This window comes from Pseudomonas sp. 2995-3, assembly GCF_002742565.1.
Lineage (GTDB): Bacteria > Pseudomonadota > Gammaproteobacteria > Pseudomonadales > Pseudomonadaceae > Aquipseudomonas > Aquipseudomonas edaphica.
The window spans coordinates 107,164-133,064 of record NZ_LJSB01000038.1 but is presented as its reverse complement, the minus strand read 5'-3'; the positions used below and the strand labels follow the sequence as shown (position 1 = coordinate 133,064).

The 25,901-nt window shown below is 59.4% G+C and carries 23 protein-coding genes; 5 read left to right on the top strand and 18 right to left on the bottom strand.

Annotated elements, in window-relative coordinates; translation table 11 throughout:
• Window positions 1-43: 43 nt before the first annotated feature.
• The 8 genes from AOA62_RS00840 to AOA62_RS00805 form a co-directional block, all read right to left on the bottom strand.
• Entirely contained in the window at window positions 44-1,045 is a 1,002-nt protein-coding gene (locus tag AOA62_RS00840) for a septal ring lytic transglycosylase RlpA family protein (RefSeq protein WP_099547588.1), read from the bottom strand.
• Window positions 1,045-2,055, bottom strand: a complete 1,011-nt coding sequence (gene mltB / locus AOA62_RS00835; protein ID WP_017136051.1) for a lytic murein transglycosylase B — start codon at window positions 2,053-2,055, stop codon at window positions 1,045-1,047. The genes AOA62_RS00840 and mltB overlap by 1 nt, the downstream gene beginning before the upstream one ends.
• A 17-nt stretch (window positions 2,056-2,072) precedes the next feature.
• Window positions 2,073-3,176 carry a rod shape-determining protein RodA gene (gene rodA, locus AOA62_RS00830; RefSeq protein WP_050547734.1) on the bottom strand — a complete coding sequence of 368 codons (1,104 nt, stop codon included), beginning with the start codon at window positions 3,174-3,176 and terminating at the stop codon, window positions 2,073-2,075.
• A 31-nt stretch (window positions 3,177-3,207) separates the two neighbouring features.
• Window positions 3,208-5,106 carry a penicillin-binding protein 2 gene (mrdA, locus tag AOA62_RS00825; protein ID WP_017136049.1) on the bottom strand — a complete coding sequence of 633 codons (1,899 nt, stop codon included), beginning with the start codon at window positions 5,104-5,106 and terminating at the stop codon, window positions 3,208-3,210.
• 15 nt (window positions 5,107-5,121) lie between these two features.
• A complete protein-coding gene (rlmH, locus tag AOA62_RS00820) occupies window positions 5,122-5,589 on the bottom strand; it encodes a 23S rRNA (pseudouridine(1915)-N(3))-methyltransferase RlmH (protein WP_003176297.1) in 468 nt (155 codons plus the stop codon).
• A gap of 9 nt (window positions 5,590-5,598) precedes the next feature.
• The gene (gene rsfS / locus AOA62_RS00815; protein ID WP_003215432.1) at window positions 5,599-6,093 is read right to left on the bottom strand and encodes a ribosome silencing factor; all 495 of its coding nucleotides are present in this window, start codon (window positions 6,091-6,093) and stop codon (window positions 5,599-5,601) included.
• Window positions 6,094-6,161: 68 nt separating this feature from the next.
• Entirely contained in the window at window positions 6,162-6,806 is a 645-nt protein-coding gene (gene nadD, locus AOA62_RS00810) for a nicotinate-nucleotide adenylyltransferase (protein WP_017136048.1), read from the bottom strand.
• Window positions 6,806-8,071, bottom strand: a complete 1,266-nt coding sequence (locus AOA62_RS00805; protein ID WP_099547587.1) for a glutamate-5-semialdehyde dehydrogenase — start codon at window positions 8,069-8,071, stop codon at window positions 6,806-6,808. The genes nadD and AOA62_RS00805 overlap by 1 nt, the downstream gene beginning before the upstream one ends.
• A gap of 173 nt (window positions 8,072-8,244) precedes the next feature.
• On the opposite strand from AOA62_RS00805, the gene AOA62_RS00800 reads away from it, so the two are divergent.
• Together AOA62_RS00800 and AOA62_RS00795 are read left to right on the top strand one after the other, a co-directional pair.
• On the top strand, window positions 8,245-8,928 hold the full coding sequence (locus AOA62_RS00800; RefSeq protein WP_099547586.1) for a DNA-3-methyladenine glycosylase: 684 nt from the start codon (window positions 8,245-8,247) through the stop codon (window positions 8,926-8,928).
• A gap of 94 nt (window positions 8,929-9,022) precedes the next feature.
• Window positions 9,023-10,339, top strand: coding sequence for a bifunctional DedA family/phosphatase PAP2 family protein (locus tag AOA62_RS00795; protein WP_017136045.1), 1,317 nt, complete (start codon window positions 9,023-9,025; stop codon window positions 10,337-10,339).
• On the opposite strand, the gene AOA62_RS00790 is transcribed toward AOA62_RS00795, so the two are convergent.
• From AOA62_RS00790 to AOA62_RS00780, 3 genes are read right to left on the bottom strand one after another with little or no spacing between them, the layout of a single operon-like run.
• On the bottom strand, window positions 10,333-10,926 hold the full coding sequence (locus AOA62_RS00790; RefSeq protein WP_017136044.1) for an LON peptidase substrate-binding domain-containing protein: 594 nt from the start codon (window positions 10,924-10,926) through the stop codon (window positions 10,333-10,335). The two genes, AOA62_RS00795 and AOA62_RS00790, sit on opposite strands and share 7 nt — an antisense overlap.
• Window positions 10,927-10,947: 21 nt before the next feature.
• Window positions 10,948-11,664: an LrgB family protein gene (locus AOA62_RS00785; protein WP_017136043.1), complete on the bottom strand. Its 717-nt coding sequence runs from the start codon at window positions 11,662-11,664 to the stop codon at window positions 10,948-10,950.
• Window positions 11,661-12,014, bottom strand: a complete 354-nt coding sequence (locus AOA62_RS00780; RefSeq protein ID WP_017136042.1) for a CidA/LrgA family protein — start codon at window positions 12,012-12,014, stop codon at window positions 11,661-11,663. The genes AOA62_RS00785 and AOA62_RS00780 overlap by 4 nt, the downstream gene beginning before the upstream one ends.
• A 166-nt stretch (window positions 12,015-12,180) precedes the next feature.
• Here AOA62_RS00780 and AOA62_RS00775 point away from each other — a divergent pair, with 166 nt between their 5' ends.
• From AOA62_RS00775 to AOA62_RS00765, 3 genes are all read left to right on the top strand, one after another.
• Window positions 12,181-12,636 (top strand): MaoC family dehydratase, encoded by a 456-nt coding sequence (locus tag AOA62_RS00775; protein WP_099547585.1) that lies wholly within the window; start codon window positions 12,181-12,183, stop codon window positions 12,634-12,636.
• Window positions 12,637-12,741: 105 nt separating this feature from the next.
• Complete coding sequence (locus tag AOA62_RS00770; RefSeq protein ID WP_017136041.1) at window positions 12,742-14,460, top strand: C13 family peptidase; 1,719 nt, start codon at window positions 12,742-12,744, stop codon at window positions 14,458-14,460.
• A gap of 29 nt (window positions 14,461-14,489) precedes the next feature.
• Window positions 14,490-15,131, top strand: a complete 642-nt coding sequence (locus AOA62_RS00765; RefSeq protein WP_017136040.1) for an oxidoreductase — start codon at window positions 14,490-14,492, stop codon at window positions 15,129-15,131.
• A gap of 114 nt (window positions 15,132-15,245) precedes the next feature.
• On the opposite strand, the gene AOA62_RS00760 is transcribed toward AOA62_RS00765, so the two are convergent.
• The 7 genes from AOA62_RS00760 to AOA62_RS00730 form a co-directional block, all read right to left on the bottom strand.
• Window positions 15,246-15,530 (bottom strand): YceK/YidQ family lipoprotein, encoded by a 285-nt coding sequence (locus AOA62_RS00760; protein WP_099547584.1) that lies wholly within the window; start codon window positions 15,528-15,530, stop codon window positions 15,246-15,248.
• A complete protein-coding gene (ubiX, locus tag AOA62_RS00755; protein WP_017136038.1) occupies window positions 15,523-16,152 on the bottom strand; it encodes a flavin prenyltransferase UbiX in 630 nt (209 codons plus the stop codon). Before ubiX ends, AOA62_RS00760 begins: the two co-directional genes overlap by 8 nt.
• Window positions 16,149-17,498 carry a UDP-N-acetylmuramate:L-alanyl-gamma-D-glutamyl-meso-diaminopimelate ligase gene (gene mpl, locus AOA62_RS00750; RefSeq protein ID WP_017136037.1) on the bottom strand — a complete coding sequence of 450 codons (1,350 nt, stop codon included), beginning with the start codon at window positions 17,496-17,498 and terminating at the stop codon, window positions 16,149-16,151. Before mpl ends, ubiX begins: the two co-directional genes overlap by 4 nt.
• Before the next feature lie 113 nt (window positions 17,499-17,611).
• Complete coding sequence (locus tag AOA62_RS00745; protein WP_256592222.1) at window positions 17,612-18,712, bottom strand: hypothetical protein; 1,101 nt, start codon at window positions 18,710-18,712, stop codon at window positions 17,612-17,614.
• A 487-nt stretch (window positions 18,713-19,199) separates the two neighbouring features.
• Entirely contained in the window at window positions 19,200-20,186 is a 987-nt protein-coding gene (locus AOA62_RS00740) for a hypothetical protein (protein ID WP_143521707.1), read from the bottom strand.
• Between the two features lie 277 nt (window positions 20,187-20,463).
• Entirely contained in the window at window positions 20,464-23,670 is a 3,207-nt protein-coding gene (locus AOA62_RS00735; protein ID WP_143521705.1) for a hypothetical protein, read from the bottom strand.
• Between the two features lie 171 nt (window positions 23,671-23,841).
• A complete protein-coding gene (locus AOA62_RS00730) occupies window positions 23,842-25,752 on the bottom strand; it encodes a sigma-54-dependent Fis family transcriptional regulator (protein WP_017136033.1) in 1,911 nt (636 codons plus the stop codon).
• Between the last annotated feature and the right edge of the window lie 149 nt (window positions 25,753-25,901).

The window sequence follows — 25,901 nt, the reverse complement described above, 5'->3', positions numbered from 1 at the left end:
AACAACCTGGGTTCAGGCGAACCTGAACCATCAATCCTTTTACTTATTCAGCCGTGACGACGCTGGGTTGCCCCAGGTTGGCCAGGCGCACACTGTTCTGCACGTGCGCCACTTCACTTGGCGAACCAATCGGGCCCATGCGCACACGGTGCAGAGTTTGCTGGTTACGCACGATGGAGCTGATAAACACTGGCGCGCTGACCATACCGCTGAGCTTGGACCTTAACAGTTCTGCCGCATCCGGGTTGGCGAAAGCGCCGACCTGCAGGTACTGGCCGCCGACTGTAGATGCGCCTGGCGCTGCATGCGGCACCACGACCGTATCGGGTGCGTGCTGCGCCGGTGGCGGTGTCCACTGCTCGATCTTGCCCGCCGAGGCGGTCACTTGCGGTTGCGGGGTTTGCGGCTCGTTGAGCATCAATGGCGCCGGTTTGCCACGCTGAGCCCAATACTGCGCCGGGTCGATACCTTCGACTTTCACACGCGCGGTGCCAGTTTCGGCATAACCGAGTTTCTTCGCGGCGGCGTAGGACAAGTCGATGATCCGGTCCGAATAGAACGGCCCACGGTCGTTGACCCGCAGGATCACCGTGCGGTGGTTGTCCAGGTTGGTCACGCGTACATAGCTGGGCAGCGGCAAAGTCTTGTGGGCCGCGCTCATGCCGTACAGGTCATACACTTCGCCGTTGGCGGTGTTCTGGCCATGGAATTTGGTGCCGTACCAGGACGCCGTGCCCGTTTGCGAGTAGGTCCTGGATTCCTGCAGCGGGAAGTAATTCTTGCCCAGCACGGTATACGGGTTGGCTTTATAAGGCCCGGTGTGCAGGGTCGGCGTGGCATCCGGGATCTTTGATACGTCGACATCCCACCACGGCGCGCCGTCTTTGTGCGCGCGGTTGATGTCCAGGCCCGGCTGGGCGCGAACGACAGCGCCGCCCTTCGGCGCCGGAGCACGGCTGGTGGTGGAGGAGCAACTGACAACCAGCAAGGACAACGCGGCGAACGCCACCAGCTTGAGCGGTTTTTGGAACGGCGATACCCGCATTACTTGTTGCCCCGTGCTTGGACCAGCATGTCTGACAGCTGATGCACGGCCATGGCGTACATCACACTGCGGTTATAACGCGTGATTGCGTAAAAATTCTTCAGGCCCATCCAGTATTCCGGGCCGTTTGCGCCTTCGAGACGGAACGCCGTCACCGGCATATCATCGCGTGGCGCATTCTGACTCGACCAGCCCAGCGCTCGCAACTCCCCGACGGTCTTGACCGGCTCAATACCTTGGGTCAAACCTTCGTCGGCGCGCTCGCCGGTGACATCGGCGCGGATCACCACCGGTTCGCCAGCCACCCAGCCATGGCGCTTGAAGTAGCTGGCCACGCTGCCGATGGCATCGTCCGGGTTGCTCCAGATATTGATGTGGCCGTCGCCGTCGAAATCCACCGCATACGCCCGGAAACTGCTCGGCATGAACTGCGGCAGGCCCATCGCACCAGCGTAGGAGCCCTTGAGGGTCAACGGGTCGACCTGTTCTTCACGGGCCAGCAGCAGGAACTCACGCAGCTCCTTGCGGAAAAACTCGGCACGTGGCGGGTAATCGAAGCCCAGGGTCGACAAGGCGTCGATCACCCGGTAACTGCCGGTGTTGCGCCCGTAGAAGGTTTCGATGCCGATGATGGCGACGATCACCTGGGCCGGCACGCCGTATTCCTGCTCGGCGCGGGCCAGCACCGCTTCGTGCTGGCGCCAGAAGTCCACGCCCCGCGCCACACGGGCGTCGGTGAGGAACATCGGGCGGTAGTCTTTCCACTGTTTGACGCGCTCGGCGGGACGCGAGATCGCGTCGAGGATCGCCTGCTTGCGCTGGGCTTCACGGAACACGCCCATCAGTTGTTCACCGGCAAAACCGTAGTCGCGGGTCATTTCACCGACAAATTCGGCGACCTGGGGTGAACCATCGTAGTCACCGGCCTGCACCTCTTGCGTCGCGCCCAGCAGCCCAATCAGGCCCATCCAGGACGCGTGCCGAGTCGCCCAGCCGCGCATTACTTGCATTGACATCTTCACCTTATTCAAACCTGCGCGATCCACTTGCGATGCGTGTGAATCGACATCAAAACCCCAAACGCTGACATCAATGTCACCAGCGAAGTTCCGCCGTAGCTAATGAACGGCAACGGCACCCCAACCACCGGCAACAGGCCACTGACCATACCGATGTTGACGAAAACGTAAACAAAAAAAGTCATGGTCAGGCTGCCGGCGAGCAATTTGCCGAACAGCGTCTGCGCCTGGGCGGTAATCACCAGGCCGCGACCAATCAGCAGCAAATAGATCAGCAACAGCGCGCAAATGCCCACCAGGCCGAACTCTTCGCCCATTACCGCAATAATGAAGTCGGTGTGGCTTTCGGGCAAAAAGTCCAGATGTGACTGGGTGCCCAGCAACCAACCTTTGCCAAATACGCCGCCGGAACCAATCGCCGCCTTGGACTGGATGATGTTCCAGCCGGTGCCCAGCGGGTCACTTTCCGGATCCAGGAAGGTCAGGATCCGCTGCTTCTGGTAGTCATGCATAAAGAAGAACCACATGGCCACCGCCACCGGGATCGCCGCCGCCAGCACGCTGAGGATCCAGCGCCAGCGCAGGCCGCCCATGAACAACACGAACGCCCCGCCCGCCAGGATCAGCAGCGAGGTGCCGAGGTCGGGCTGGCGCACAATCAAAATGAACGGCACGCCGATCAATATCAGGCTGATGCCCACGTGCTTGAGCTGCGGCGGCAAGGTGCGCTTGGACAAATACCAGGCGATGGTCGCCGGCATCAGGATCTTCATGAATTCCGACGGCTGGAAGCGAATTACCCCGGGAATGTTGATCCAGCGGGTCGCGCCCATGGCGTTGTGGCCCATTACGTCCACCACCACCAGCAGCAAAACACCGGCGACATACCCCAAGGGCACCCAGCGCGCCATGAACCGCGGCTCCAACTGGGCGATCACCACCATCGACAGCAGGCCCAGGCCGAACGAGGACGCTTGCTTGATCAGCAGGTCCCAGTTCTTGCCGCTGGCCGAATACAGCACGAACAGGCTGCCGGCCGCCAAGGTCAACAGCAGGATCAGCAACGGGCCATCAATGTGCAGGCGCTGCAGCAACGTCGCACGCCGACGCATCACATCCTCACTGGAGAGGATGCGGTCAAAATTACTCTTCACGGGCCGTAACCTCGGTGCTTGAAGGGGGGCCACCATATTCGGATTTGAGTCTGCCGTCGTCGGCCAACAGCCAAGCGTCCATGATCTGACGCACCACAGGCGCCGCGACGCCAGAGCCGGACTCGCCGTTCTCGACCATCACCGCCACCACGATTTTCGGGTCGTCGGCCGGCGCAAAGCCGACAAACAAGGCGTGGTCGCGGTGACGCTCCTGAACCTTGGAGCGGTCGTATTTCTCACCCTGCTTGATCGCGACCACTTGGGCCGTACCGCTTTTGCCGGCAATGCGGTATTGCGCGCCCGCCGCGGCCTTGCGCGCCGTGCCACGGGCACCGTGCATCACTTGCTGCATGCCGTGGTTGACCTTGGCCCAGTCGGACGGGTCGCGCAGCACGATGTCCGGAATCGGGTTTTCATCCACAGGCTTCTGGCCTTCGATGGTCTTGGCCAAGTGCGGGCGGTTCCACACGCCTTTGTTGGCCACCAGCGCGGTGGCCTGGGCCAGTTGCAGCGGTGTGGCCTGCATGTAGCCCTGACCGATGCCGAGGATCAGGGTTTCGCCCGGGAACCATGCCTGACGACGGGTCGCGCGTTTCCACTCCCGCGACGGCATCAAGCCAGGGGACTCTTCGAACATATCCAGGGAGACTTTCTGACCGAGGCCGAACTTGCCCATATAGGCAGACAGCCGATCAATCCCCAGCTTGTGGGCCAGGTCATAAAAATAGGTGTCGTTGGAGCGCATGATTGCGGTGTCCAAGTCGACATAGCCGTCACCGGTGCGGTTCCAGTTACGGTATTTGTGATCGTAGTTGGGCAGCATGTAGTAGCCAGGGTCGTACACGCGGCTCGATGCCGTGACCACACCCGAATCCAGACCGGCAATCGCCACCGCCGGCTTGATGGTCGAACCCGGCGGGTACAGCCCGCGCAGCACACGGTTGAACAACGGCCGGTCGATGGAATCACGCAACTCGGCATAGGCCTTGAAGCTGATACCGGTCACAAACAGGTTCGGGTCGAAACTCGGCTGGCTGACCATCGCCAGCACTTCGCCGGTGGCCGGGTTGAGCGCGACGACGGCGCCACGACGACCGCCCAGGGCCATCTCCGCCGCTTCCTGCAATTTGATGTCCAGGCTCAGCACAATGTCTTTGCCAGGGATCGGGTCGGTGCGCTTGAGCACACGCAGCACGCGGCCACGGGCGTTGGTCTCAACTTCTTCGTAACCCACCTGGCCGTGCAGCTCCGGCTCGTAGAAGCGCTCGATGCCGGTTTTGCCAATATGGTGGGTGCCGCTGTAATTCACCGGATCGAGGCTTTTCAGCTCTTTCTCGTTGATGCGCCCCATGTAGCCGACGGAGTGCGCAAAGTGTGCCCCTTGCGGGTAATGCCGCACCAACTGCGCCACCACTTCCACACCTGGCAAACGGAACTGGTTCACCGCAATGCGCGCGATCTGCTCTTCGTTGAGCTCGAACAGAATCGGCACCGGCTCGAACGGCCGACGCCCCTGCTTCATGCGTTTTTCGAAGATCACGCGGTCTTCCGGCGTCAGTTGCAGTACCTCGACGATTACGTCGAGGACCTGCTGCCAGTCGCCGGAACGCTCGCGGGTCATGCTCAGGCTGAAGCTGGGCCGGTTGTCCGCCACCACCACGCCATTGCGGTCGAAAATCAGCCCGCGGGTCGGCGGGATCGGCTGCACATGCACCCGGTTGTTTTCCGACAACGTGGAGTGATAGTCGTACTGGATCACCTGCAGGTAATACAGGCGCGCAATCAGCACCGCAATCAAGCCCACCACCAAAAAAGCGCCAAACACCACGCGCGAACGTACCAGACGTGCGTCTTTCTCGTGGTCCTTGATGCGGATCGGCTGGGTCATCGGCAATGGCGCAGATTATTTGTGGTAAGGGTGCCCGGACAGAACTGTCCAGGCGCGATACAGCTGTTCACCGATCAGAATCCTTACCAACGGGTGCGGCAACGTGAGTGCCGACAGCGACCAGCGCTGGTCCGCCCGCGCGCAGACTTCCGGCGCCAGCCCTTCCGGGCCGCCGACCATGAAGTTGACGGTACGCGAGTCCAGGCGCCAGCGATCCAGCTCCACCGCCAACTGCTCGGTGCTCCAGGGCTTGCCGTGCACCTCGAGGGTGACGATGCGCTCGTTGGGGCCGACCTTGGCCAGCATGGCTTCGCCTTCCTGACGGATAAAGCGCGCCACATCGGCATTCTTGCCCCGGGTGTTGAGCGGTATTTCCACCAGCTCCAGCGACAGCTCAGCGGGCAGACGCTTGGCATACTCGTGCCAGCCTTCTTCCACCCACTTGGGCATGCGTGAACCGACAGCGATCAGACGCAGGCGCACAGCCGTTCCTTATTCCTGGTCTTTGTTGAGCTTGTCGAAGTGCGCATGGCCCACTTCCGGGCTGTGGTGCTTGCCATCAGCCGCACGGCTCTGCTCGGCGCCTTTCCACAGACGCTCCAGGTCGTAGAACTGGCGGGCGTTGCTGGTCATCATGTGAACGATCACGTCGTCCATGTCCAGCAGTACCCAGTCGCTGTCGCCCTTGCCTTCTTCACCCAGTGGCTTGACGCCTTGGGCTTTGACGGCTTCGCGAACCTTGTCGAGCATCGCGCCGATCTGGCGGTTGGAAGTACCGGTAGCAATGATCATGAAGTCGGTGATGCTTTGCTTGTCGCGCACGTCCAGCACCTGGATGTCCTGGGCTTTAACGTCTTCCAGGGCAGCCACGGCGACTTTTACCAGCTCTTCGCCAGCCAGCTCAGGGCCGGTGTGCGCTTCTACTGGCAGCGGGGCGCTTTTGAAAGTGCCTTTGCGCTTAACTTTGCTTACGTCTTTGTTCGTCATATAAAACTCGTTTTGCTCGTATGTTCGGGCGCCCGCTGCACGAATGTTCGTGCGATCAAGCGCGCCTTTTAGTTCGACGCACGGTAAAGCCCGTGCGCATCGATGTAGGCCAGGACCGCGTCAGGCACCAGGAAACGTACCGACTTCCCGCTGGCCAGCAGTTGACGGATCTGGGTGGCGGACACCGCAAGCGGGGTCTGCCAGACGAATGCAATATTCCCGTTCGGCCCGGTCAGGGCCAAGGGGTCACTTACCGACCGCGCGGCCAGCAGGTTGCGCAAGGCATCCGGCGGTTCGCTGTCGGCATCCGGGCGTTGCAAAACCAGGATGTGGCAATGCTGGAGGAGTTCCTCCCAGCGATGCCAAGAGGGCAGGCCGCAAAATGCGTCCCAGCCCAAAAGCAGAAACAACTGGTCATCTGCGGCCAACTCGGCGCGCATCAGTTCCAGGGTGTCGACAGTGTAGGACGGTTTATCGCGTTTGAGTTCGCGGTCGTCCACCACCAGCGGCGGTATACCTTCTACAGCCAGGCGCACCATCTCCAGGCGTTGCTGCGCAGACACCTGCGGCATATCGCGATGGGGTGGCCGCGCGTTAGGCATCACGCGTAACTCATCCAGCGCGAGGGCATCCGCGACTTCCAGGGCACTGCGCAAATGGCCAATGTGCACGGGGTCGAAGGTGCCACCGAGCAGCCCGATGCGTTTACCCATCAAGTGCGCACATGACCGTCGCCGAACACCACGTACTTCTCGCTGGTCAGGCCTTCCAGGCCAACCGGGCCGCGTGCGTGGAGCTTGTCGGTGGAAATGCCGATCTCCGCCCCCAGGCCATACTCGAAGCCGTCGGCAAAACGCGTCGAGGCGTTGATCATCACCGAGGCGGAATCCACTTCGGTGAGGAAACGCCGGGCATCGCTGAAATGCTCGGAAACAATAGCGTCGGTGTGCTTGGAGCCGTATTTATTGATGTGTTCGATGGCCTGGTCCAGGCCATCAACGATGCGGATCGACAGGATCGGCGCCGTGTACTCGGTGTACCAGTCGTCTTCAGTCGCTTCGATCACGTCCGCGCCCAGCAGTGCACGGGTGCGTTCGCAGCCACGCAGTTCCACGCCCTTGTCACGGTAGATGGCAGCCAGCGGCGGCAACACGCGCTCGGCAATGCCAGCGTGTACCAGCAGGGTTTCCATGGTGTTGCATGGCGCGTAGCGGTGGGTCTTGGCGTTGTCGGCGATGCGGATCGCCTTGTCGAGGTCGGCCGCGATGTCGATGTACACATGGCACACGCCGTCCAGGTGCTTGATTACCGGCACCTTGGCATCACGGCTGACGCGTTCGATCAGGCTCTTGCCACCACGCGGCACGATCACGTCGACGAATTCCGGCATGGTGATCAACGCGCCTACGGCGGCGCGGTCGGTGGTTTCCACCACCTGCACCACTTCGGCCGGCAGCTCGGCCACGGCCAGGCCTTGCTGGATGCACACAGCAATGGCGCGGTTGGAATGAATGGCCTCGGAACCGCCACGCAGGATGGTGGCGTTGCCCGACTTGAGGCACAGGCTCGCGGCGTCGATGGTCACGTTCGGGCGCGACTCATAGATGATGCCGATCACGCCCAGCGGCACGCGCATCTTGCCGACCTGAATGCCGGAGGGCAGGTAGCGCATATCGCGGATTTCACCGATGGGGTCAGGCAGCTTGGCCACCTGACGCAGGCCTTCGATCATGTCGTCGATACGTGCCGGGGTCAGCGCCAGACGGTCCAGCAGGGCCGGTTCCAGGCCATTGGCGCGGCCGTTGGCCAGGTCCAGTTCGTTGGCGGCGGCCAGCTCGGAGCGCGAAGCATCCAGAGCATCGGCGGCGGCCAGCAAGGCGCGGTTCTTCTGCGCAGTGCTCGCACGGGCGATCAACCGCGAGGCCTGCCGGGCAGCGCGACCCAGGCGGGTCATGTAGTCAAGAACGGACTCAGTCATGGTCAGGGAGTCTTGGCAAAGAGGAAAGCGGCAGATTATAGCTGTGACGCCGCCCGACTGACAGCGGTGAGGGGCGGATGGTCGAAATGAACTGTAAAAACTTGGGGTTCAGCGGTAATTAAGGTGGGAGTTGTTATTATTCGGTCACATTTAGCCGTATTAACCCTACCGCCATGTCCAGTTTTGCCCCCCAACTGCCCGCCAGCGCCCTGCCCGATAGCTTCTTCGACCGTGACGCGCAAATTCTTGCGCGCGAATTGCTCGGCAAAGTCATCCGCCACCGCGTCGGTGAAACCTGGCTTTCGGCGCGAATTATCGAAACCGAAGCCTATTACGTGGCCGAAAAAGGCAGCCATGCCTCACTCGGTTACACAGAAAAGCGTAAGGCTTTGTTTCTGGATGGTGGCCACATCTACATGTACTACGCCCGTGGCGGCGATTCACTGAACTTCAGCGCTCACGGCCCCGGCAATGCGGTGCTGATCAAATCGGCTTATCCGTGGGTCGATGAGCTGTCCGGCCCGGCGAGCCTGGCGCAGATGCTGCTCAACAACCCGGACGCCAATGGCCACCCACGCCCCTCGCAAAAACTCTGCGCCGGCCAAACGCTGCTGTGCAAAGCCCTGGGCTTGAAAGTGCCGATGTGGGACGCCAAGCGCTTCGATCAGGAACTGCTGTTTGTTGAAGACGTGGGCCAAACCCCGACGCAAATCATCCAGACCACCCGCCTGGGCATCCCCAGCGGGCGCGATGAACACCTGATGTACCGCTTCGTGGATGCGGGTTATGCACCGTATTGCACCCGGAACCCGCTGCGCCGGGGCCAGGTCGAAGGCCGTGATTATTTTTTGATTTGAACAGACAGAAGCAGCCCAGCAGATCGAATGTGGGAGCTGGCTTGCCAGCTCCCACAGTTGATCGCCACTGCCGACATAAATGGAGTGAAGTTTTATGGGCCAATGGCTCGATAGCATTACTGGCTGGCTCACACTGAACCCCGAATGGCTGGCGGTGGCGGTATTTATCGTCGCGTGCGTTGAATGCCTGGCCATCGCCGGTCTGATCGTGCCAGGCACCGTCTTGCTGTTTGCCATTGCGGCCCTGGCCGGCAGCGGTGCGCTGTCGTTGAGTGAAACCTTGCTGCTGGGCTTTCTCGGCGGCTTGCTGGGCGACGGCGTTTCCTACTACCTGGGCCGACACTTCCATCAGAACATCCGCCGCCTGCCCGGTTTACGCCACCATCCGGAATGGATGAACGGCGCCGAAACCTACTTCCACAAGTACGGCATCGCCAGCCTGCTGGTCGGGCGTTTCATCGGCCCGCTGCGCCCCATGCTGCCGATGGTGGCGGGCATGTGCGACATGCCGTTCCCGCGTTTTGCCGCCGTAAGCATTGTGGCCGCCGCCGGCTGGTCGGTGGCCTACCTGCTGCCAGGCTGGGCCACTGGCGCCGCCTTCCGCCTGCCGCTGCCGGAAGGTTTCTGGCTGGAAGCCGGGATTGTCGCCGGGTGTATCGCGGTGTTGCTGGGGCTGAGCTTGAACAGCAGCCTGCGCGGCCATCGTCGTGCCACCTTGTGGGTCGGTTGCGCCAGCCTGACTTTGTTGATCGCCCTGTTTATCGGCTATCCCCACCTCAATCACTTCGATCAGGGCCTCAGTGCTTTGGTCCAGGAGCATCGCAGCCCGTGGCTGGACGAGGTGATGGTGCGGATTACCCAACTGGGTGAATTCAGGAAGATGTTTATCGCCAGCGCGATTTTCACTGGCCTGCTACTGGTGGCGCGGCAATGGCGGCATGCCGTGTTCGTCGGTGCTACGTTGGCGGGGGCGGCGGTGATCAACACGGGCACCAAGCTGTTTTTCGCCCGTGGCCGCCCGGAAATCCTCACAGAACCACTGACCAGTTTCAGCATGCCCAGCGGCCACGCCTCCGGCGCCTTTGCGTTCTTTCTCGCACTGGCGGTGCTGGCCGGGCGCGGGCAACCCACGCGCCTGCGCCTGACCTGGATGTTGCTGGGCTGTATTCCCGCCGCTTTTATTGCGCTGTCACGGGTTTACCTGGGCGCGCATTGGCCCACGGACATACTGGCCGGCACGCTGCTGGCGATGACGGTGTGCGCCTTCAGCCTGGCCGTCATCCAGTATCGAAGCCCGCTGCCGGCCATGCCGCAGAAAACCTGGTGGCTGCTGCTCCCGGTGCTGGTGGCGGTGCTGAGCTTTATCGCCCTCACCGGCACACCCCACGCCCTGTTGCGCTACGCCTACTGAGTGAACAGTTCGCCCTGCAACTCGTCGAGCAGCATCTGGATCGCATCCAGGCGTTGCTGCGGGTCATCGAGTTGCAGCAGGTCGATCTTGTCGGCCTCGGTGAACGGCAGCAGATACGCCAGCTGATTGCCCAAGGCTTGCTGACCCTCGGCATGCGCGTCCATGTCCAGCGAAGCCACCATCGGGTGCTCGGCCAGGGCCTGGAGCAACGCCAGCAGGTCGGCGTCCTCTTCTTCCAAAGGCTGGTCGGGCAGCTCTTCGAGCCATTGCACCTCGGCCACCAGCAACTGATCCTTCTGCACGCCGGCGTCGCGCACGCGGAAGCGGCGGCCACCTTCGACGCGAATCCCCAGCAGGCCGTTGTCCTGCTGTTTAAAATCGCGGATCAGCGCTTCACAACCGATCAGCGCGTAGCCGTCCGGGGCCATGCCGACTTCCTTGCCGTCGAGGATGCACACCACACCAAAGCTTTCGCCCTTTTTCATGCAGCGGCTGATCATGTCCAGGTAGCGCGCCTCGAACAGTTGCAAGTCGAGGGTGCAGCCAGGGAACAGCACGGTATTGAGCGGGAACAGCGCCAGACTCATAAAGGTTTCCTTAAACCTGGTTTAAACGATCACCGACACGGCCAACGGCAGGAAAACCGCCGTGCCCACGCCCATCAGACTCATGGCCAACGCCGCGAAGGCGCCGCACTCTTCACTTTCCTGCAAGGCCACCGAGGTGCCGACGGCGTGGGCGGTCATGCCCAGCGCCATGCCACGCGCCTCGGGGCTGTGCACACCGAGGCGCGACAGGTACGCCGGGCCGATCATCGCGCCGATCACCCCGGTGATCAGCACAAACACCGCCGCCAGCGCGGCCACCCCGCCGATCTGCTCAGCCACCAGCATGGCAATCGGCGAGGTCACCGACTTGGGCGCCATGGTCATCAGCATCATATGTTCGGCGCCGAACCACCAGCCCAGCAACACACACAAGCCGGTGGCCACCACCCCGCCTATCACCAGCGTAGTAAAAATCGGCCAGAACAATTGACGAATCCGTCGCAGGTTCAAGAACAGCGGCACCGCCAAAGCCACCGTCGCCGGGCCGAGCAGGATGCCCATGATCTCGGTGCTCTTGCGGTACTCGACGTAGGTCAGGCCGCAACTGAGCAGCACGCCGATCACCAGCAGCATCGACACCAGCACCGGCTGCAGGAAGACCCAGCGGGTTTTCTCGAATGCCGCCAGCACCAGTTGATAGGCGCCGAGGGTGATGCCGATGCCGAACAACGGATGATGAATAACCGCAGCCCACGCGCCCTGCCAGTCGCCGATCATTGATCGCGCTCCTTGCGCTTGACCATGCGCTGCATCAGCACGCCGACAAAACCCATGGCGATCACCAGCGACAAAACGAGCGCGCCGATGATGGCCCAGAAATCGGCGGCAATGTCCTTGGCGTAGACCATCACGCCCACCGCCGGCGGCACCAGCAGCAACGGCAAGTAACGTAACAGGCTGCTGGCGGCCAGGCTCAGGGGCTCGCCGACTTCACCGCGCCAGATCAAAAAACCCAGCATCAGCAGCAAGCCAATAATCGGCCCCGGCAGCACCGGCAACAGCAAATGGTTGATCGCGGTGCCGATCAATTGAAACAGCACCAGCCAGGTCAGGCCCCGTAACAGCATCGCTCTCTCCCCCCTCTAAAGCTGGGACGCATTATAAGCACGCCCGCCATATGCTTCGGCATTCGCCAAAAGCATGGTGGGTTGACCGAGTGGGTTGCCCATGATGATCTACATTGGTTCTCTGTAACTCATAAAAAACAGAATCGATGAACCAAGGAGAGTCGCAATGCCCTATGTACCTGTAGCGCAGCTCAAAGATTATGTCGGCAAGGAACTGGGACGTTCCGAATGGCTCACCATCGACCAGGCGCGTATCAACCTGTTCGCAGAAGCCACCGGCGATCATCAGTTCATCCACGTCGACCCGATCAAGGCCGCCAAGACCCCGTTCGGCAGCACCATCGCCCACGGTTTCCTGTCGCTGTCGTTGATGCCCAAGCTGATGGAAGACATCCTGATCATGCCCGAAGGCCTGAAGATGGCGGTCAACTATGGGCTGGACAGCGTGCGTTTTATCCAGCCGGTAAAGGTTAATTCCAAAGTCCGCCTGAACGTCACCCTCACCGACGTGACCGAGAAAAAACCTGGCCAATGGCTATTTAAGGCCACCGCCACCCTGGAAATCGAAGGCCAGGAAAAACCTGCTTACATCGCCGAGTCGCTGTCACTCTGCTTCGTGTAAGGCCGGGCCTGTGGCGAGGCAATAAACCTTGCCACAGTGTATGTAAATTTATGTATGAATCTCGCAGCTGCGGCATACTCGGCGCTCAATTATCCGGATCCCGCTATGCGCCCACTCGCTCCCCTTGCCCTTGCCCTGTTGCTCACCGCTTGCGGAGACGGCGAATCGCTGTTGCCGCCCGATGCGCGCCTGCCCGACGGCGGCCGTTACCGGGGTGATGTGGTCAACGGTTTGCTGCAAGGCCAGGGCCGCGTGGACTACCCCAATGGCAGTTGGTACGCCGGCCAGTTCGACAAAGGCCAGTGGCACGGCCAGGGCGAATGGCATGGCAGCAACGGCGAGGTCTATAAAGGCCAGTTCCAGCAAGGCCTGTTCGATGGCCAAGGCAGCCTGACCACGGCGGGCAGCAGCTACGTCGGCGGTTTCAAGAATGGGCGACGCAACGGCGAAGGCACCCTCAAAGAGGGGCAGATGACCTATCGCGGCGAATTCAAAAACGATCAATATTCCGGCCTTGGCCGCCTGGAATTGGCCGACGGCAGCCAGTACCAGGGCCAGTTCGTGCACGGCAAACCCAATGGCGAAGGCCAGCGCAACGACGACAGTGGCAACCAGTTCAGTGGTCGTTTTGTCGATGGCCAGCTTGAAGGCAATGGCACCTTCAACAGTGCCGACGGCGATATCTATGTCGGCCAGTTCAAACAGAACCAGCTCAACGGCAAGGGCCGTTATGAAAACGCCGACGGCGACGTGTGGATCGGCCAGTTCAAGGAAGGCGCGCTCAGCGGCAAAGGCGAGTTGATCGGTGTGGACGGCAGCCACTACGTGGGCCAGTTCAGCGAATGGCGCTTCAGCGGCGAAGGCCGTCTGAACCTCACCGACGGCAGTTTCTATGTCGGCGGTTTCGACAGCGACAGCTACCAGGGCAAAGGCACCCTGGTACTCACCGACGGCACCGTGCAGGCCGGCACTTGGGTCAACGGCATGCGCGTGCGCGATGCCGACGGCAAGTTGCTGCCCGACCCACTGGAGGTCGGCATACTGGCCCAAGGCCGCTTGCTCGATGCCGCCCTTGCCGCCGTGCCACCCTCCACGCCTGCCGTCGAGCTGTACACCCTGGTATTGGCCGGCGATGGCAAACAAAGCGTGTTCCTGCGCGAAGCCGATTACGTCAGCAACATGCTCGCCACGCGCTTCGGTGCGCGCGGGCAGATTCGTCTGGTCAACCACCGCGACCACATCGCCGACCGCCCGCTGGCCACCCGCGAAAGCCTGCGCCGCGCTGTACAAACCCTGGCCGAACGCACCGGGCCGCAAGACCTGGTGTTTATCTACATGACCAGCCACGGCACCCACGAACATGAACTGGTGCTCGACCAGCCGCGCATGGAGCTGGCCGACCTGCCCGCCGATGAGCTGGCCGCCGTGCTTGCGCCGCTCAAGGACCGCGACAAGATCATCGTGATTTCCGCCTGCTACTCCGGTGGGTTTATCCCGGCCCTGAAGGACGAGCACACGCTGATCATGACCGCCTCGCGCGCGGATCGCGTGTCTTTCGGTTGCTCCGAGGAAGCGGACTTCACCTACTTCGGCGACGCCCTGTTCGCCCAGGCCTTCAACCAGACCGACGATTTGCAACAAGCCTTCAAACTGGCGCAGCTGCACGTGGCCGAGCGTGAACAGGCGGACAACTTCGAAGCCTCTGAACCGCAGATCTGGGCGCCCAAAGGCGTGATCGCCCACTGGCAATTGTTACGTAAACAGCAGGCACGAAAGGCGCTCGAAAGCGTCTCAATGAATAGCAAGGAAGCCAAAGGCAACTAAGCTGTAACGTGTAACAAGGGGGAAACACCATGTACCTGACACCTCAGCATATCCTGCTCGCCGGCGCCTCCGGCCTGACCGGCGAACACCTGCTCGACCGCCTGCTCAACGAACCCACGGTGACCCGCGTACTGGCACCTAGCCGCAAGCCGTTGGCCGAACACCCACACCTGGAAAACCCGGTGGGTGACCCGGCGGTGTTCCTGCCGCAACTGAGCGGCCAGGTTGATATCGCCTTCTGCTGCCTGGGCACCACGATTAAAAAAGCCGGTTCAGAAGAAGCCTTCCGTGCGGTCGACCTGGACATGGTGGTGGCCTTCGCCAAGCGCGCACGGGAGATGGGCGCTCGGCACCTGATCGTGATCAGCGCGATTGGCGCCGACCCGAAGTCCTCGATTTTCTACAACCGCGTCAAAGGCGAAATGGAGCAAGCGCTCAAGGCTCAGGACTGGCCGCAACTGACCATCGTGCGGCCTTCGTTGCTGCTGGGGGAACGCTTGGAATCGCGCCTGGCCGAGAAAATCGCCGGGCCGTTGTCGCGGTTGATTCCGGGCAAATACCACGGTATCGAAGTCTGCGAACTGGCCCGCGCCATGTGGCGCCTGGCGCTGGAAGAGCAGGATGGCGTGCGGGTGGTGGAGTCGGATGAGTTGCGCAAGCTCGGCAAATGATCTAGCAGCGCCTGTGCGGGCCCCATCGCAGGCAAGCCAGCTCCCACCTTTGGAAGGCATTCCCCTGTGGGAGCCGGGCTTGCCCGCGATGAGGCCCGCACACTCAACGCAACACTAAAGCCCGCCTGTTGCGTTAAACCCCACACCCAACACCGTCAATAACGACAGCGGCAACAGCAAGGTGTCGAGCAACGCGCTGGCCGGCAGATCCACATGCGGATAGCTCGGCGCCTCAGCGCCAAATCGATCCTTGGCGCAACAGCCGCCATTGATCGCATACACATCCAGCCGCGTGCCTGCATACACCACCGGCGCCCCGGGTTGCGCGGCATCCAGCGTGCGCGCCGTGGCGCAGCCTGTCAGTTGCAGCGCCAACATTACCAGCAGCGCCTTATTCATCGCTGCTCAAATGGTGCTCGCCCCAACGTGGCAGCATGTCCTGGGGAATGTTCAGCAGGTTGAGAATGCGCGCCACCACAAAGTCCACCAGGTCATCGATGGTTTGCGGCTGGTGATAAAACCCTGGCGAAGCCGGCAAGATGGTCACGCCCATGTTCGACAACTTGAGCATGTGCTCCAGGTGAATACTCGAATACGGCGCCTCGCGCGGCACCAGGATCAACTGGCGGCGCTCCTTCAAGGTCACGTCAGCCGCCCGCTCGATCAGATTGTTGCAGGCGCCCGTGGCAATCGCCGACAAGGTGCCGGTGGAGCACGGCACTACCACCATCGCCGCCGGCGCACCGGAGCCGGACGCTACCGGCGACATCCAGTCTTCTTTACCGTACACCTTGATCTGCCCGGCAGCCGCGCCGGTGTACTCGGTGAGGAAGGCTTGCATCATCTGCACCTTGGCCGGCAGTTGCACATCCGTCTCGGTGGCCAGCACCAGTTGCGCGGCCTTGGAAATCAGGAAGTGCACCTCGCGGTCTTCGCGCACCAGGCAGTCCAGCAAGCGCAGGCCGTAAGGCGCACCGGACGCGCCGGTCATCGCCAGGGTAATGCGTTCCGGGCCACTCATTTGAGCGCCTCGGCCAGCTTGCCGTGCAGGCCACCGAAACCGCCGTTGCTCATGACCACCACATGGGTGCCGGGCTTGGCTTGATGTTTGACGTGTTCGATGATCGCTTCAATGGAGTCGCACACGATGGAAGGCACCGTGCACAGCGCCGCAATCGCCGGCAGGTCCCAGCCGAGGTTAGTCGGGGCGTACCAAACCACCTGGTCGGCGTCGTTGACGCTTTCCGGCAAACCATCGCGGTGCGCGCCGAGTTTCATGGAATTGGAGCGCGGCTCAATAATGGCAATGATATTGGCATCACCGACGCGCTTGCGCAGGCCATCCAGCGTGGTCGCAATGGCTGTTGGGTGGTGGGCAAAGTCGTCGTAGATGGTAATCCCGTTCACATCTGCGACTTTTTCCATACGGCGTTTCACGCTCTTGAACGCGCTCAAGGCGGCGATGCCCATGGAAGGCACCACGCCCACATGCCGTGCGGCCGCCAGGGTGACCAAGGCATTGGCGACGTTATGTTGACCGGTCATGTCCCATTCGACGACGCCTTGGGCCTCACCCTCGAACAGCACTTCAAAGCGCGAGCCGTCTTCGCTGAGCAACTTGACCTGCCACTGCCCGCCCGCGCCGGTGGTTTGCACCGGCGTCCAGCAGCCCATGTCGATCACGCGCTGCAGGGCCGGCTCGGTGGTCGGGTGGATCACCAGGCCTTCGCTGGGGATGGTGCGCACCAAATGATGGAACTGGCGCTCAATGGCGGCCAGATCAGGGAAAATGTCCGCGTGGTCGAACTCAAGATTGTTGAGGATCGCGGTGCGCGGGCGGTAATGGACGAACTTGGAGCGCTTGTCGAAGAAAGCACTGTCGTATTCATCGGCCTCAATCACGAAAAACGGCGTATCGCCCAAACGCGCCGACACCGAGAAGTTCTGCGGCACACCGCCGATCAGGAAACCCGGGCTCATGCCCGCATGCTCAAGCACCCAGGCCAGCATGCTGCTGGTGGTGGTCTTGCCATGGGTGCCCGCCACAGCAAGAACCCAGCGGCCTTGCAGCACATGGTCGGCCAGCCATTGCGGGCCGGAAACATAGGGCAAGCCCTTGTTGAGTACATATTCGACCGCCGGGTTACCACGTGACATGGCGTTACCGATCACCACCAGATCCGGGACCGGGTCGAACTGTGAGGGGTCGTAACCTTGGGTCAGCTCAATACCCTGGGCCTGAAGCTGCGTGCTCATGGGCGGATAAACGTTGGCGTCGGAGCCAGTAACGTGATGGCCCAACTCTTTGGCCAGGACCGCCATCGAACCCATGAATGTGCCGCAGATACCCAGAATATGAATGTGCATAGTTGACCTCGTAAACATCGAGGCAGGTTAGCGCAGGGAGTAGGAAATCGCACCTTTTAAACGGTCAGCGGGCGAGCGAAATGCGTCTGGCATTTCGCTCGATAGTGCCATCCTCAAGCGATGGCGGGTGCTTGAGTGTTGCGCTGACTGGCTTTCAAAGCAGCGAGCAAACGCAGGTTTTCATAGGCCTCGTCCATGCGCTTGAACTTCTTGTCGATCAGGTCAAGACGCCCTTCTGCATCGGCAGGTATGGGTTCGCCGGGTTTATATGGTTTAAAAATAATTCCGTTCTGCCGAGTGATCTTCTTCAATTGTTGCTCAGAGAACCTGAGTATCTTTTCCAGGTTGCTTAAGCGTGCGTCGTTATCGGTTGGCCAACTTTCACTCTTGGTAAATACACGGTTGTTCTCGCCCAACAGAATCATGACGGTGGAGCCCATGCCCAACAGCTTTATCTCGAAATCATCCAGGCGCTGGTCAATCGTGCCTGACGAATCGGCTGTCGAATCGGGCGTCGAATCAATGTGCTCGGCAGCGTCACCCTTTTTGGGCGGGCTGCTGGCGCCGGGCAAAAACGGTGGCGGCAATACACCAGGGGCGTAAGAAGACTTGATCCGCTCTCCGGCGGCCACGGAGCCTGCATAGGCTGCTACGTTGATCGGCGCGCTGACCATCCCGGTGATACCGGCACTGATAGCCGCATCACGAGCAACGCGCAGGGCGCTTGGCCCGGTATCAATCACACCGGCCTTGACCAGTTTGTCGGCATCAAAAACTCGCTTGGCAGCCTCCGCCACACTGATAGGCGCCTGCTTGCGCAAATTGGCCATCATCAACTCGTCATTGGCCTTGATTTTATTGATCTGCATGACAGTGCTCCCCGCGTCCTTGAACCCACCGCCCTGGGGCTTGGGTGCAGGCCCGGGCTTGCTCGGCGGCGCGGGTTTAGGATCTGGTTTCGGCTTGGGCGGCACGGGCGGACGCGGGCGCGGTGGTAGCGGCGGCGGCACAGGAGCTGGAGCAGGTGGTGGAGATGGAGGCCTCGGCCCCCTTCCACCTCCCCACTTGAGGTTTTTGCTCTCGATGGCCCCCTTGGTTTGCGACAAAGGCCAATCAGCAGGATCAGCTTTATACGACTCGAGCTGCGCAGCAGGCTGGTCGACGGATACAGGGTGTGAAGCAATGAAAGTGGCCATTGAAGGAATAATGTTCATAGTGTTCACCAGCATGATTGTTATTGTATGAAAACACTCTAAGCAGTTGCCCTGAATGAGTGGGCACCCCACCCAGTACAGTTCCAGCCAGAGCCTGCCAACACGCCCTGTAAGACAACGCCCTCTCACGGATGAAGCACAGCGTTAAACTCGACACTTTAAGCGTTCCCACCTACCTTGCTGTTCGAGCTATCTTTTTAGACTTGCACAGCCGCTCAGGCCGGCGCTGCAGCGCACTTTCGTACGCGATGAACGTGTTCATCCCGGCCCAGCACTTCTCTATGCCAATCAATCAGCGCCGATAGCGCTATGCGCAAGATCAGCAGAAACCGGAAGCACTCACATAAGCACGCCATAAAAAATTACTTCACCCGCAAGAAAAGCCCGCACTCTTCAATCAGAGTGCAGGTCAATCAGAGTGCAGGCGTTCAGCGCAGCGTCGACCTCGTTCCCGCCAATCGCCTGACCCGTGACACGCGCCGGCCTACTAGTTGGCACTGCCCGATACTTTCCCCTTTAAGACACCGAACAGTGCCGTCAGGGCCGCCAGCCTGGAATCGATGACAGCTGTGCGGGTCTTTATATCGTCGCTATCACCGCCCGAGGTAGCAGGTTGAAACTTAACGCCGTACTTTTGTGCATCCTTAACCAGTTCGGGCTCGCAATAGTCAAGTATTGCATCGAGAGAATCCAAACGTTCCTCATCGGTTTGCGCTGCCCATTTGTCCGATGGCCCAACATGCCCTTCGCCCCGCAGATTGGCTAAGGTATTGGCCACTTGAAATACACTTGTCTGCTTACGATCGACGAGCTTTCCTTCATCAACGGGGGCGCCCTCAGCAACGGTGACACCCTCAGCAGCGGTGGCACCCTCAGCAGCGGGGGTTGCACTGAGGTGAGGTTTAATAGTTTCATTGATAGTTCCGATGGTCACAAAAGCAACTATCGTAACTGGCAAAGTAATCGATGAAGTCACCAGTGCATTTTTATATGCCTTACCCAGCTCAAACTTGGACTCCGCCCCTGAGGCTTTGCTTAAATCCGCTGCATTTTCCTCAAGCGCTCGAGAAGAGAACGGTGGAACCTCTTGCCCATCGACTCGACCCGGTGTGGGCTGACCGAACAACTTGTCACGGGCTTCAGCATCTTTTTGCGTTTGCCACTTTTTCCTGTTCGCTTCTCTATAGTCAGCCACTTGCGAAGCAGTGGCATTTGTATCAGGGGCCTCCCCCGGCTGTCGTTGGCCACTGGCGTGCCCCGGACCTTCGAGGGATGTCACTTGTTTATCAATGAACCCCTGATCAAAACCGTTATTGCTACCGTCTGCGGGTTTGGCCGCTGCCGCGCCCTCTATCTTGGGAGCATCAGGTGTTCTTACAGGGCTAGGCGGCTCGCTTCTGGTCCATCCGCCACTGAAAAAATTCGAAATTCTTGAGCATACCAATGGCCGTTCAACTGCATTTGCAAATATCATAACGTTCTGCCTAATAATTAGTTTTAATTAGAAAGCCATCCATTTCCTTCAGCCATTAGGTGACACAAATACCTCATACAGTTCCAGGCTATAAAAAAATACACACTCGCCACTGACCTACAACAACGTCGGCAAAAACGATCCAGGCACACAGGCACAGTGCGTCAGCCGCACGGATACTAAAAATCGCAGCCCGACGACTCAACCAAACGCGAACTTATTAACAACTCAGACGGGCGCGGCGACTTTTTTCGCTAAGCCGCGCCCGTTAAAACCATTATGGTTTATCCGAAGGCGTCAGTGCATTCAGCACTCCAAACTGTGCTAACTGAGGGCCAAAGGGTGTATTGGTAACAGTACTGTATGCATACCAAGCGCCCTTTTTAAATAGCGCAACTACTGGCCTGCTTACACCGTCCGACTCCACCTGATAGAAGCCCTTGACAATATCACCCTCCTTGTAATTTCCTGTCACCTCATAAAATCTGTAATTCCCTTTCAGTCGAGCAAGCACCTCATCTGAATGTTTGCGTACCGTCTTTAAATCCTTACCTAAGGCGACTATCCCCCGTTTAAAGTTTTTCGGCAGATCAACGATATCGGTAACCCCCACAGAAGCACCGACGCCTGCAAAAAAAGACCGCTTGAGCACCTTGCCTGCTGACTTACCAAGCTTCAAGGCCCTATTCGCGGCACTTGCCCCAGGGAGAAAAAACCCTAAAAAATCGAACCCGATATTAAAAGCTGCGCCGGCAACATTGCCGTCGATCGCATCTTTAATACCATCATAGAAGGGAATAAGCGAAAGGAGAAAATTGTTGACAGCCTGATTAGCCCTGGTGTTCTTTTCAATCCTCGTTTCACCGAAAAGCTTTGTTTTTAAATAATCATAATCCTTGGTAAAAAAATCACCCACCGCGGCACCCAGCGAACCGTTCCGTTGAGAAAAATACGGCGTTCTTGCTTCACCGATTACATCAGGCGAATCACGCTCATTATTGGTGGCAAATTCTGTAAACACATTGTACGTGCCAGGGACTCGTGCCTCGTAACCCGGAGAAAAATACCTGCGATCGTCAAAGTTTGGCTGCTCTGCCGGCACTCCCTTTTCCTTAACAATTTTTCCCAGGGCTGGAAAATAACTAAAGTACTCAACCGCCCCCTCCCCGCCCTCAACTTTCATAAGCAAGCCTTGCCCCCCTTCCAACTCTTTGAGTTCGTGTGGAGTGGGCTTTCGGGGTTGGCGCCCGGGGTAAAGCTGTAGGTTGTTCGTTTCCTCTGTGCCCAAAAAAGGACGAGACACTCGCATGAACGTTACAGTTGATTGACTTATACGCTCCTGTTCAGCCATAGACAGCAAAGACGCCTGATATTTGAACTGAATAGCCCACCCCGCAGCCTGAGTCTTTTTATAGCCTTCAAACTTCTCAGCAAACGTTTGACCGATATTGTTATCAAGCTCAGAAAAGCGAGACTTCATCTGCGTCCAAGGCAACTCTTTTTCATCACGTGACTTCCACCTGTCTGGCTCAAAAGGCTTCGTCATATAGACATCAAGTGGCGATACGATATAACGGCTATCCATGACACTGCATAAGGTTGTCTTCGTCGGATCAACATCCGGGTACACCCGTTTGAACTCAGACAGCGCCTCCGACTCCCGCGTCGGTGGCGGCTTCAACAACTCAGTGCGTGCCCATTCCAGCTCCCTTTTCTGCTTTTTTAACACGCGCTGTGATTGCTCAACTTCCTCAGGCGTATATTTACTGTCGGGGCTGTATTTTATCACCTTGTTAGCGACCCCCCACGCCCTAAGCGGATTGATCGACATGCTTGCTAACGCGTCCTCATCCTCAAGAATATTAAGTTGCACATCGGCATAGTCCACTATTTGACGAAACGTCATGTTTCCCGATGCGCCGCCGCGATCTCCCTGCTCTACCAGTGCAACCGCTATAGAAAATTCCGCCCACGTATAAGACCCAAAAACAAGTTCGGGAGGAATATTTTTTACTTTGAGTTCAGGGGCGACGGCGGACAGTAATAGCTGCGCAGCAAGAGGGGCCACATCCGCGCCCAGCTTAGTTTCAAGATAAGTCGTAAAACGTTTAACAATCTCAGAAGCGCTAGCCCCCATATTGTCGCGCTGATAGAGGTTATAACCCGCCACGTTGAAGCATGACTTATCTGGGTTAGGATCAAGGTCCTGCAAGAGTGCCGCAGTCAATGCCTCAATCGCACCGGTAGGCGACTCTGCTGAGCTGATTCTTTTTTGTATGTCCAGTCCCAACGTCTGTGCATCGGTCGTCCGAATGAGCTGGTCCAATGCCAATGAGGGATTGTCCAGAATCATCTTCTGGGCAGGCGCCCCAGGCTTGTTCATCAGGCTACGTATAAAACTGCCGGCTCCTGCGTGAGAATCAGGAGCCGGGCTTGCATGTTTCAACTTCCACGGATCCACTACCGCCTTCATCTTGCGCAACGCGGTTTTATTCAGCAGTCCCGCAATATGCCTGACGCCCCCACCGTCGGCCCCAGGCATCCGATGGGCAAGGTCAAAGGAGAGTGCGTTCGCCAAGCCAAGCGCCTGCGCACGGTTGCCAGGTAGCTTATGCCCCTTATTTTCGAGCATCTGAGCAACACTTATCTCCCGGCGCTGCTCCTCGATAAATAAACTTGAACGTCGGTCAATCGGGACCATAACGTTATTCAGATCTATTTTCCCTTCAGCATCGTCTACCTGGGCGTTCAGCGCCGCGATAAGTGCATGACGATTAGCGTCATCACCCAGCGCCTCGCCCTGCTCCACTAACGCCTCGACAGATCGCTGGGACGCATGACCCACAGGTGCGAACTCAAACGCTGACCCGGCCCTCAGTTTCTCTCGATGCGCAGCGGCTTGCGAAGGGGAGAGATCAATAGGTTCTGCGTAAAATCGACCCACCGTGTACAGCGGCACCTTACCGTCCGGCCAAGGATAACTGAACGCCTGCCCAGGCTTTGGAGCGATCACCCTGGCAATCGACAACAGCACCCTGGAGATGTCCGACCAACCCGAATTGTCTTCTAAGGAAAAAGTGTGAATCTTGCCATTTACAATTCCCGTCAATTCCCCGGCGAACGGATCCACTTTGAGGCTTTTGCTATCAAGGCCCTGTTCTTTCGCCCACGATAAAAACCCCCGGCTTTTAAAGGCGTCGTCCAATTGGGTCCGCCAACGACCGAGTGTGGACTGCGCAGGCACTTGAACATCCATTGGCCCCATTGAGGTGTGAAAGGAGCGCGTCGCTAATGCTAACGCGTAGGGCCTCGCCAACTGAGCGTCAGCCACCGCCCGGGTTTCGGGGGTGTCAGGCACCTGAGCATCCGTGTTGCGTTTATCATGTGCTTTATCGGTGCTAACCCTGGCGCCAGCCGCAGGAGGCTCATCGGCCCCTGTACTGGATAAGATGGGTGATACTTTTACTGCTTCAATATTTGTCATTTCCACACCCGAACCCGAATAAAAACAAGTAACTATTCAGAGACTGAGTGGCTCACAACTATACAAATCACACAAAAAACATCAGGCAAGGTTTATCCAAACGTTTCAACCCACTTCTCTCATGGGCGACTAAAAGCGGGCACTATGAGGGCTGCAGTAACAACGCGCAGATCACGCGTGTGAACAACGTTCAATTCCGTGCCGGCGTAACTTCCTGTAAAGCGTATTCCGGCTAACGCCTAAACTTTCTGCCGTGCGGGACATGTGCCAATGTTGCTGTTTGAGTGCATTGAGTAACGCTACGCGCTCTGCATCGTCCAGAACGCCCCCCTGACGGGGATCTAAAGCCCTCACGGGGCGCGGTTGGCGAATGATGGGCGGCAGGTCTTCAACGCTGATTTTCCCGTCCTCGCACAACGCCGCCAAAGTACGCAACACGTTGCGCAATTGCCGAATGTTTCCCGGCCAGGCGTAGTCCAGCAGAGCGCGGCGCGCTGGCTCATCTAGCACCACCGCTTGCCCTGCGGCTTCCTCCGCCAGCAAAAACGCCAGTAATTGCGCTTTGTCGCTACGGTCGCGCAAGGGCGGCACGGCAATCTCAAGGCCGTTGAGGCGATAGTAAAGGTCTTCGCGGAAGCTACCGTCGGCAACACGCGCTAACAGGTCGCGGTGGGTCGCGCTGATGATTCTGACGTCCACCGCCTGCGGCGCGCCCCCGATGGGCACCACCACGCGGTCTTCCAGCACCCTTAAAAGACGGGTTTGCAACGCGAAAGGCATGTCGCCTATCTCATCGAGAAACAGGGTGCCGCCATCGGCCTGCTGTAATTTACCGCGCATGCCTTCTTTCAGCGCGCCGGTAAAGCTGCCGCCGCGATAACCGAACAACTCGCTTTCAATCAGGTTTTCCGGGATGGCGGCGCAATTAAGCGCAACGAAAGCCTTGTCGGCGCGCTGGCTGGCTTGATGCACCGCCTTGGCGAAGGCTTCTTTACCACAGCCGGTTTCGCCGTTGATCAACAGGGGCACGTCGCGCTCGAATACCCTGAGGGCCTTGCGAAAATCACTCTGTAACACCGGGTCGCCGAGGCAGATGCCCGGCAGGCGCGGTGCCTCGGGCTTGGCCATCGGCGCCGGCGGTGTACTCCGTGCCTGACCACGCAACGCAGCGAACAAATGCCGGCCATCGCGCGTACGCAACGGCCAGCTGGCGGTGGCATTGGCACTGGCGCGGCCGAGCAACTGGTCCAGCGAGCATTCGAAAAACGCTTCCACCGGCTGCCCCAGCAAACCGCCCCGCGCCTGGCCCAGCAGGTTCAGGGCGCTCTGGTTGACCGCACAGATACGTCCGTCACCGTCGAAGGCCAGCAGCCCTTCGCTGAACAACCCCACAGATTCCGCCTGCAAGTGAAAGCGCAGCAGCCAGTGCTTTTCAAAATGGCGCAGGAAGTAACAACTTTCGATCATCTTGGCCGACAAGTTCACCAACGCCATGGTGTGGAACTGGCTTTGGCGCGACACCGCCTCACGTGCAGAAGACACATCCAGCACGGCCAGCAGTTCTCCATGGGGATCGAACACCGGGCTCGCTGAGCAGGTCAGACCGGTGTGGCGGCCGCGAAAATGCTCATCGCGGTGAATGGTCAGCGACTGGCGCTCCACCAGGCAGGTGCCGATGCCATTGGTGCCCTCGCACGCCTCGCTCCAGTCGGCCCCCAGCCATAGCCCCGCACGCTCGAACACCTTGCGCTCGGCCGGCGCGGTAACGCAGTTGAGGATCACCCCACGCGCATCGGTGAGCAGCACCGCATGGCCGGCGCCGGAAAGTTGTTGATGCAGGCTGTTCATCTCACTGCCGGCAATGCGCAGCACTTGCTGCAAGCGCTCGCGACTTTCCAGCAGGCGCCCGTGTTCCAGCACGGTGGGCGCCATGGTCAGCGCGGGGTCGAGGTGATAGTCCTCCAGGCACCGCAACCAGGACCGGGCGATGGACGGGTCGCTGCCGGGGCCGTGGGCGAGGTCTTGCCCGCGGGTGACGGTGAGGACCTGTTGAGCATGGCGACTGAAATGATCGTTGTGCATGTTCTTATTATTCTCCCTGCGTGAGAGCAGCCAGCATCCCCCAGCCATCCGGCCATTGCAATCCCGCGCCGACCCACCGGTCACAGGGTGTATCGCTTATGGCACAAACTGTCACACCGTCTGTGCCAGCCTTGTCACCGTAACACCTC

Bases quoted from the DNA above. Each gene is read 5' to 3' on its own strand.
- AOA62_RS00800 (WP_099547586.1), top strand. From the start codon at position 8,245: ATGTCCAGTTTTGCCCCCCAACTGCCCGCCAGCGCCCTGCCCGATAGC.
- mrdA (WP_017136049.1), bottom strand. From the start codon at position 5,106: ATGACCCAGCCGATCCGCATCAAGGACCACGAGAAAGACGCACGTCTG.
- ubiX (WP_017136038.1), bottom strand. From the start codon at position 16,152: ATGAGTGGCCCGGAACGCATTACCCTGGCGATGACCGGCGCGTCCGGT.
- AOA62_RS00790 (WP_017136044.1), bottom strand. From the start codon at position 10,926: ATGAGTCTGGCGCTGTTCCCGCTCAATACCGTGCTGTTCCCTGGCTGC.
- AOA62_RS00765 (WP_017136040.1), top strand. From the start codon at position 14,490: ATGTACCTGACACCTCAGCATATCCTGCTCGCCGGCGCCTCCGGCCTG.
- nadD (WP_017136048.1), bottom strand. From the start codon at position 6,806: ATGGGTAAACGCATCGGGCTGCTCGGTGGCACCTTCGACCCCGTGCAC.
- AOA62_RS00740 (WP_143521707.1), bottom strand. From the start codon at position 20,186: ATGATATTTGCAAATGCAGTTGAACGGCCATTGGTATGCTCAAGAATT.
- AOA62_RS00745 (WP_256592222.1), bottom strand. From the start codon at position 18,712: ATGAACATTATTCCTTCAATGGCCACTTTCATTGCTTCACACCCTGTA.
- AOA62_RS00780 (WP_017136042.1), bottom strand. From the start codon at position 12,014: ATGCTGTTACGGGGCCTGACCTGGCTGGTGCTGTTTCAATTGATCGGC.
- AOA62_RS00770 (WP_017136041.1), top strand. From the start codon at position 12,742: ATGCGCCCACTCGCTCCCCTTGCCCTTGCCCTGTTGCTCACCGCTTGC.
- AOA62_RS00735 (WP_143521705.1), bottom strand. From the start codon at position 23,670: ATGACAAATATTGAAGCAGTAAAAGTATCACCCATCTTATCCAGTACA.
- rsfS (WP_003215432.1), bottom strand. From the start codon at position 6,093: ATGACGAACAAAGACGTAAGCAAAGTTAAGCGCAAAGGCACTTTCAAA.
- AOA62_RS00775 (WP_099547585.1), top strand. From the start codon at position 12,181: ATGCCCTATGTACCTGTAGCGCAGCTCAAAGATTATGTCGGCAAGGAA.
- AOA62_RS00840 (WP_099547588.1), bottom strand. From the start codon at position 1,045: ATGCGGGTATCGCCGTTCCAAAAACCGCTCAAGCTGGTGGCGTTCGCC.
- AOA62_RS00730 (WP_017136033.1), bottom strand. From the start codon at position 25,752: ATGCACAACGATCATTTCAGTCGCCATGCTCAACAGGTCCTCACCGTC.
- AOA62_RS00760 (WP_099547584.1), bottom strand. From the start codon at position 15,530: ATGAATAAGGCGCTGCTGGTAATGTTGGCGCTGCAACTGACAGGCTGC.
- AOA62_RS00795 (WP_017136045.1), top strand. From the start codon at position 9,023: ATGGGCCAATGGCTCGATAGCATTACTGGCTGGCTCACACTGAACCCC.
- rodA (WP_050547734.1), bottom strand. From the start codon at position 3,176: ATGCGTCGGCGTGCGACGTTGCTGCAGCGCCTGCACATTGATGGCCCG.
- mltB (WP_017136051.1), bottom strand. From the start codon at position 2,055: ATGCAAGTAATGCGCGGCTGGGCGACTCGGCACGCGTCCTGGATGGGC.
- AOA62_RS00805 (WP_099547587.1), bottom strand. From the start codon at position 8,071: ATGACTGAGTCCGTTCTTGACTACATGACCCGCCTGGGTCGCGCTGCC.
- mpl (WP_017136037.1), bottom strand. From the start codon at position 17,498: ATGCACATTCATATTCTGGGTATCTGCGGCACATTCATGGGTTCGATG.
- AOA62_RS00785 (WP_017136043.1), bottom strand. From the start codon at position 11,664: ATGATCGGCGACTGGCAGGGCGCGTGGGCTGCGGTTATTCATCATCCG.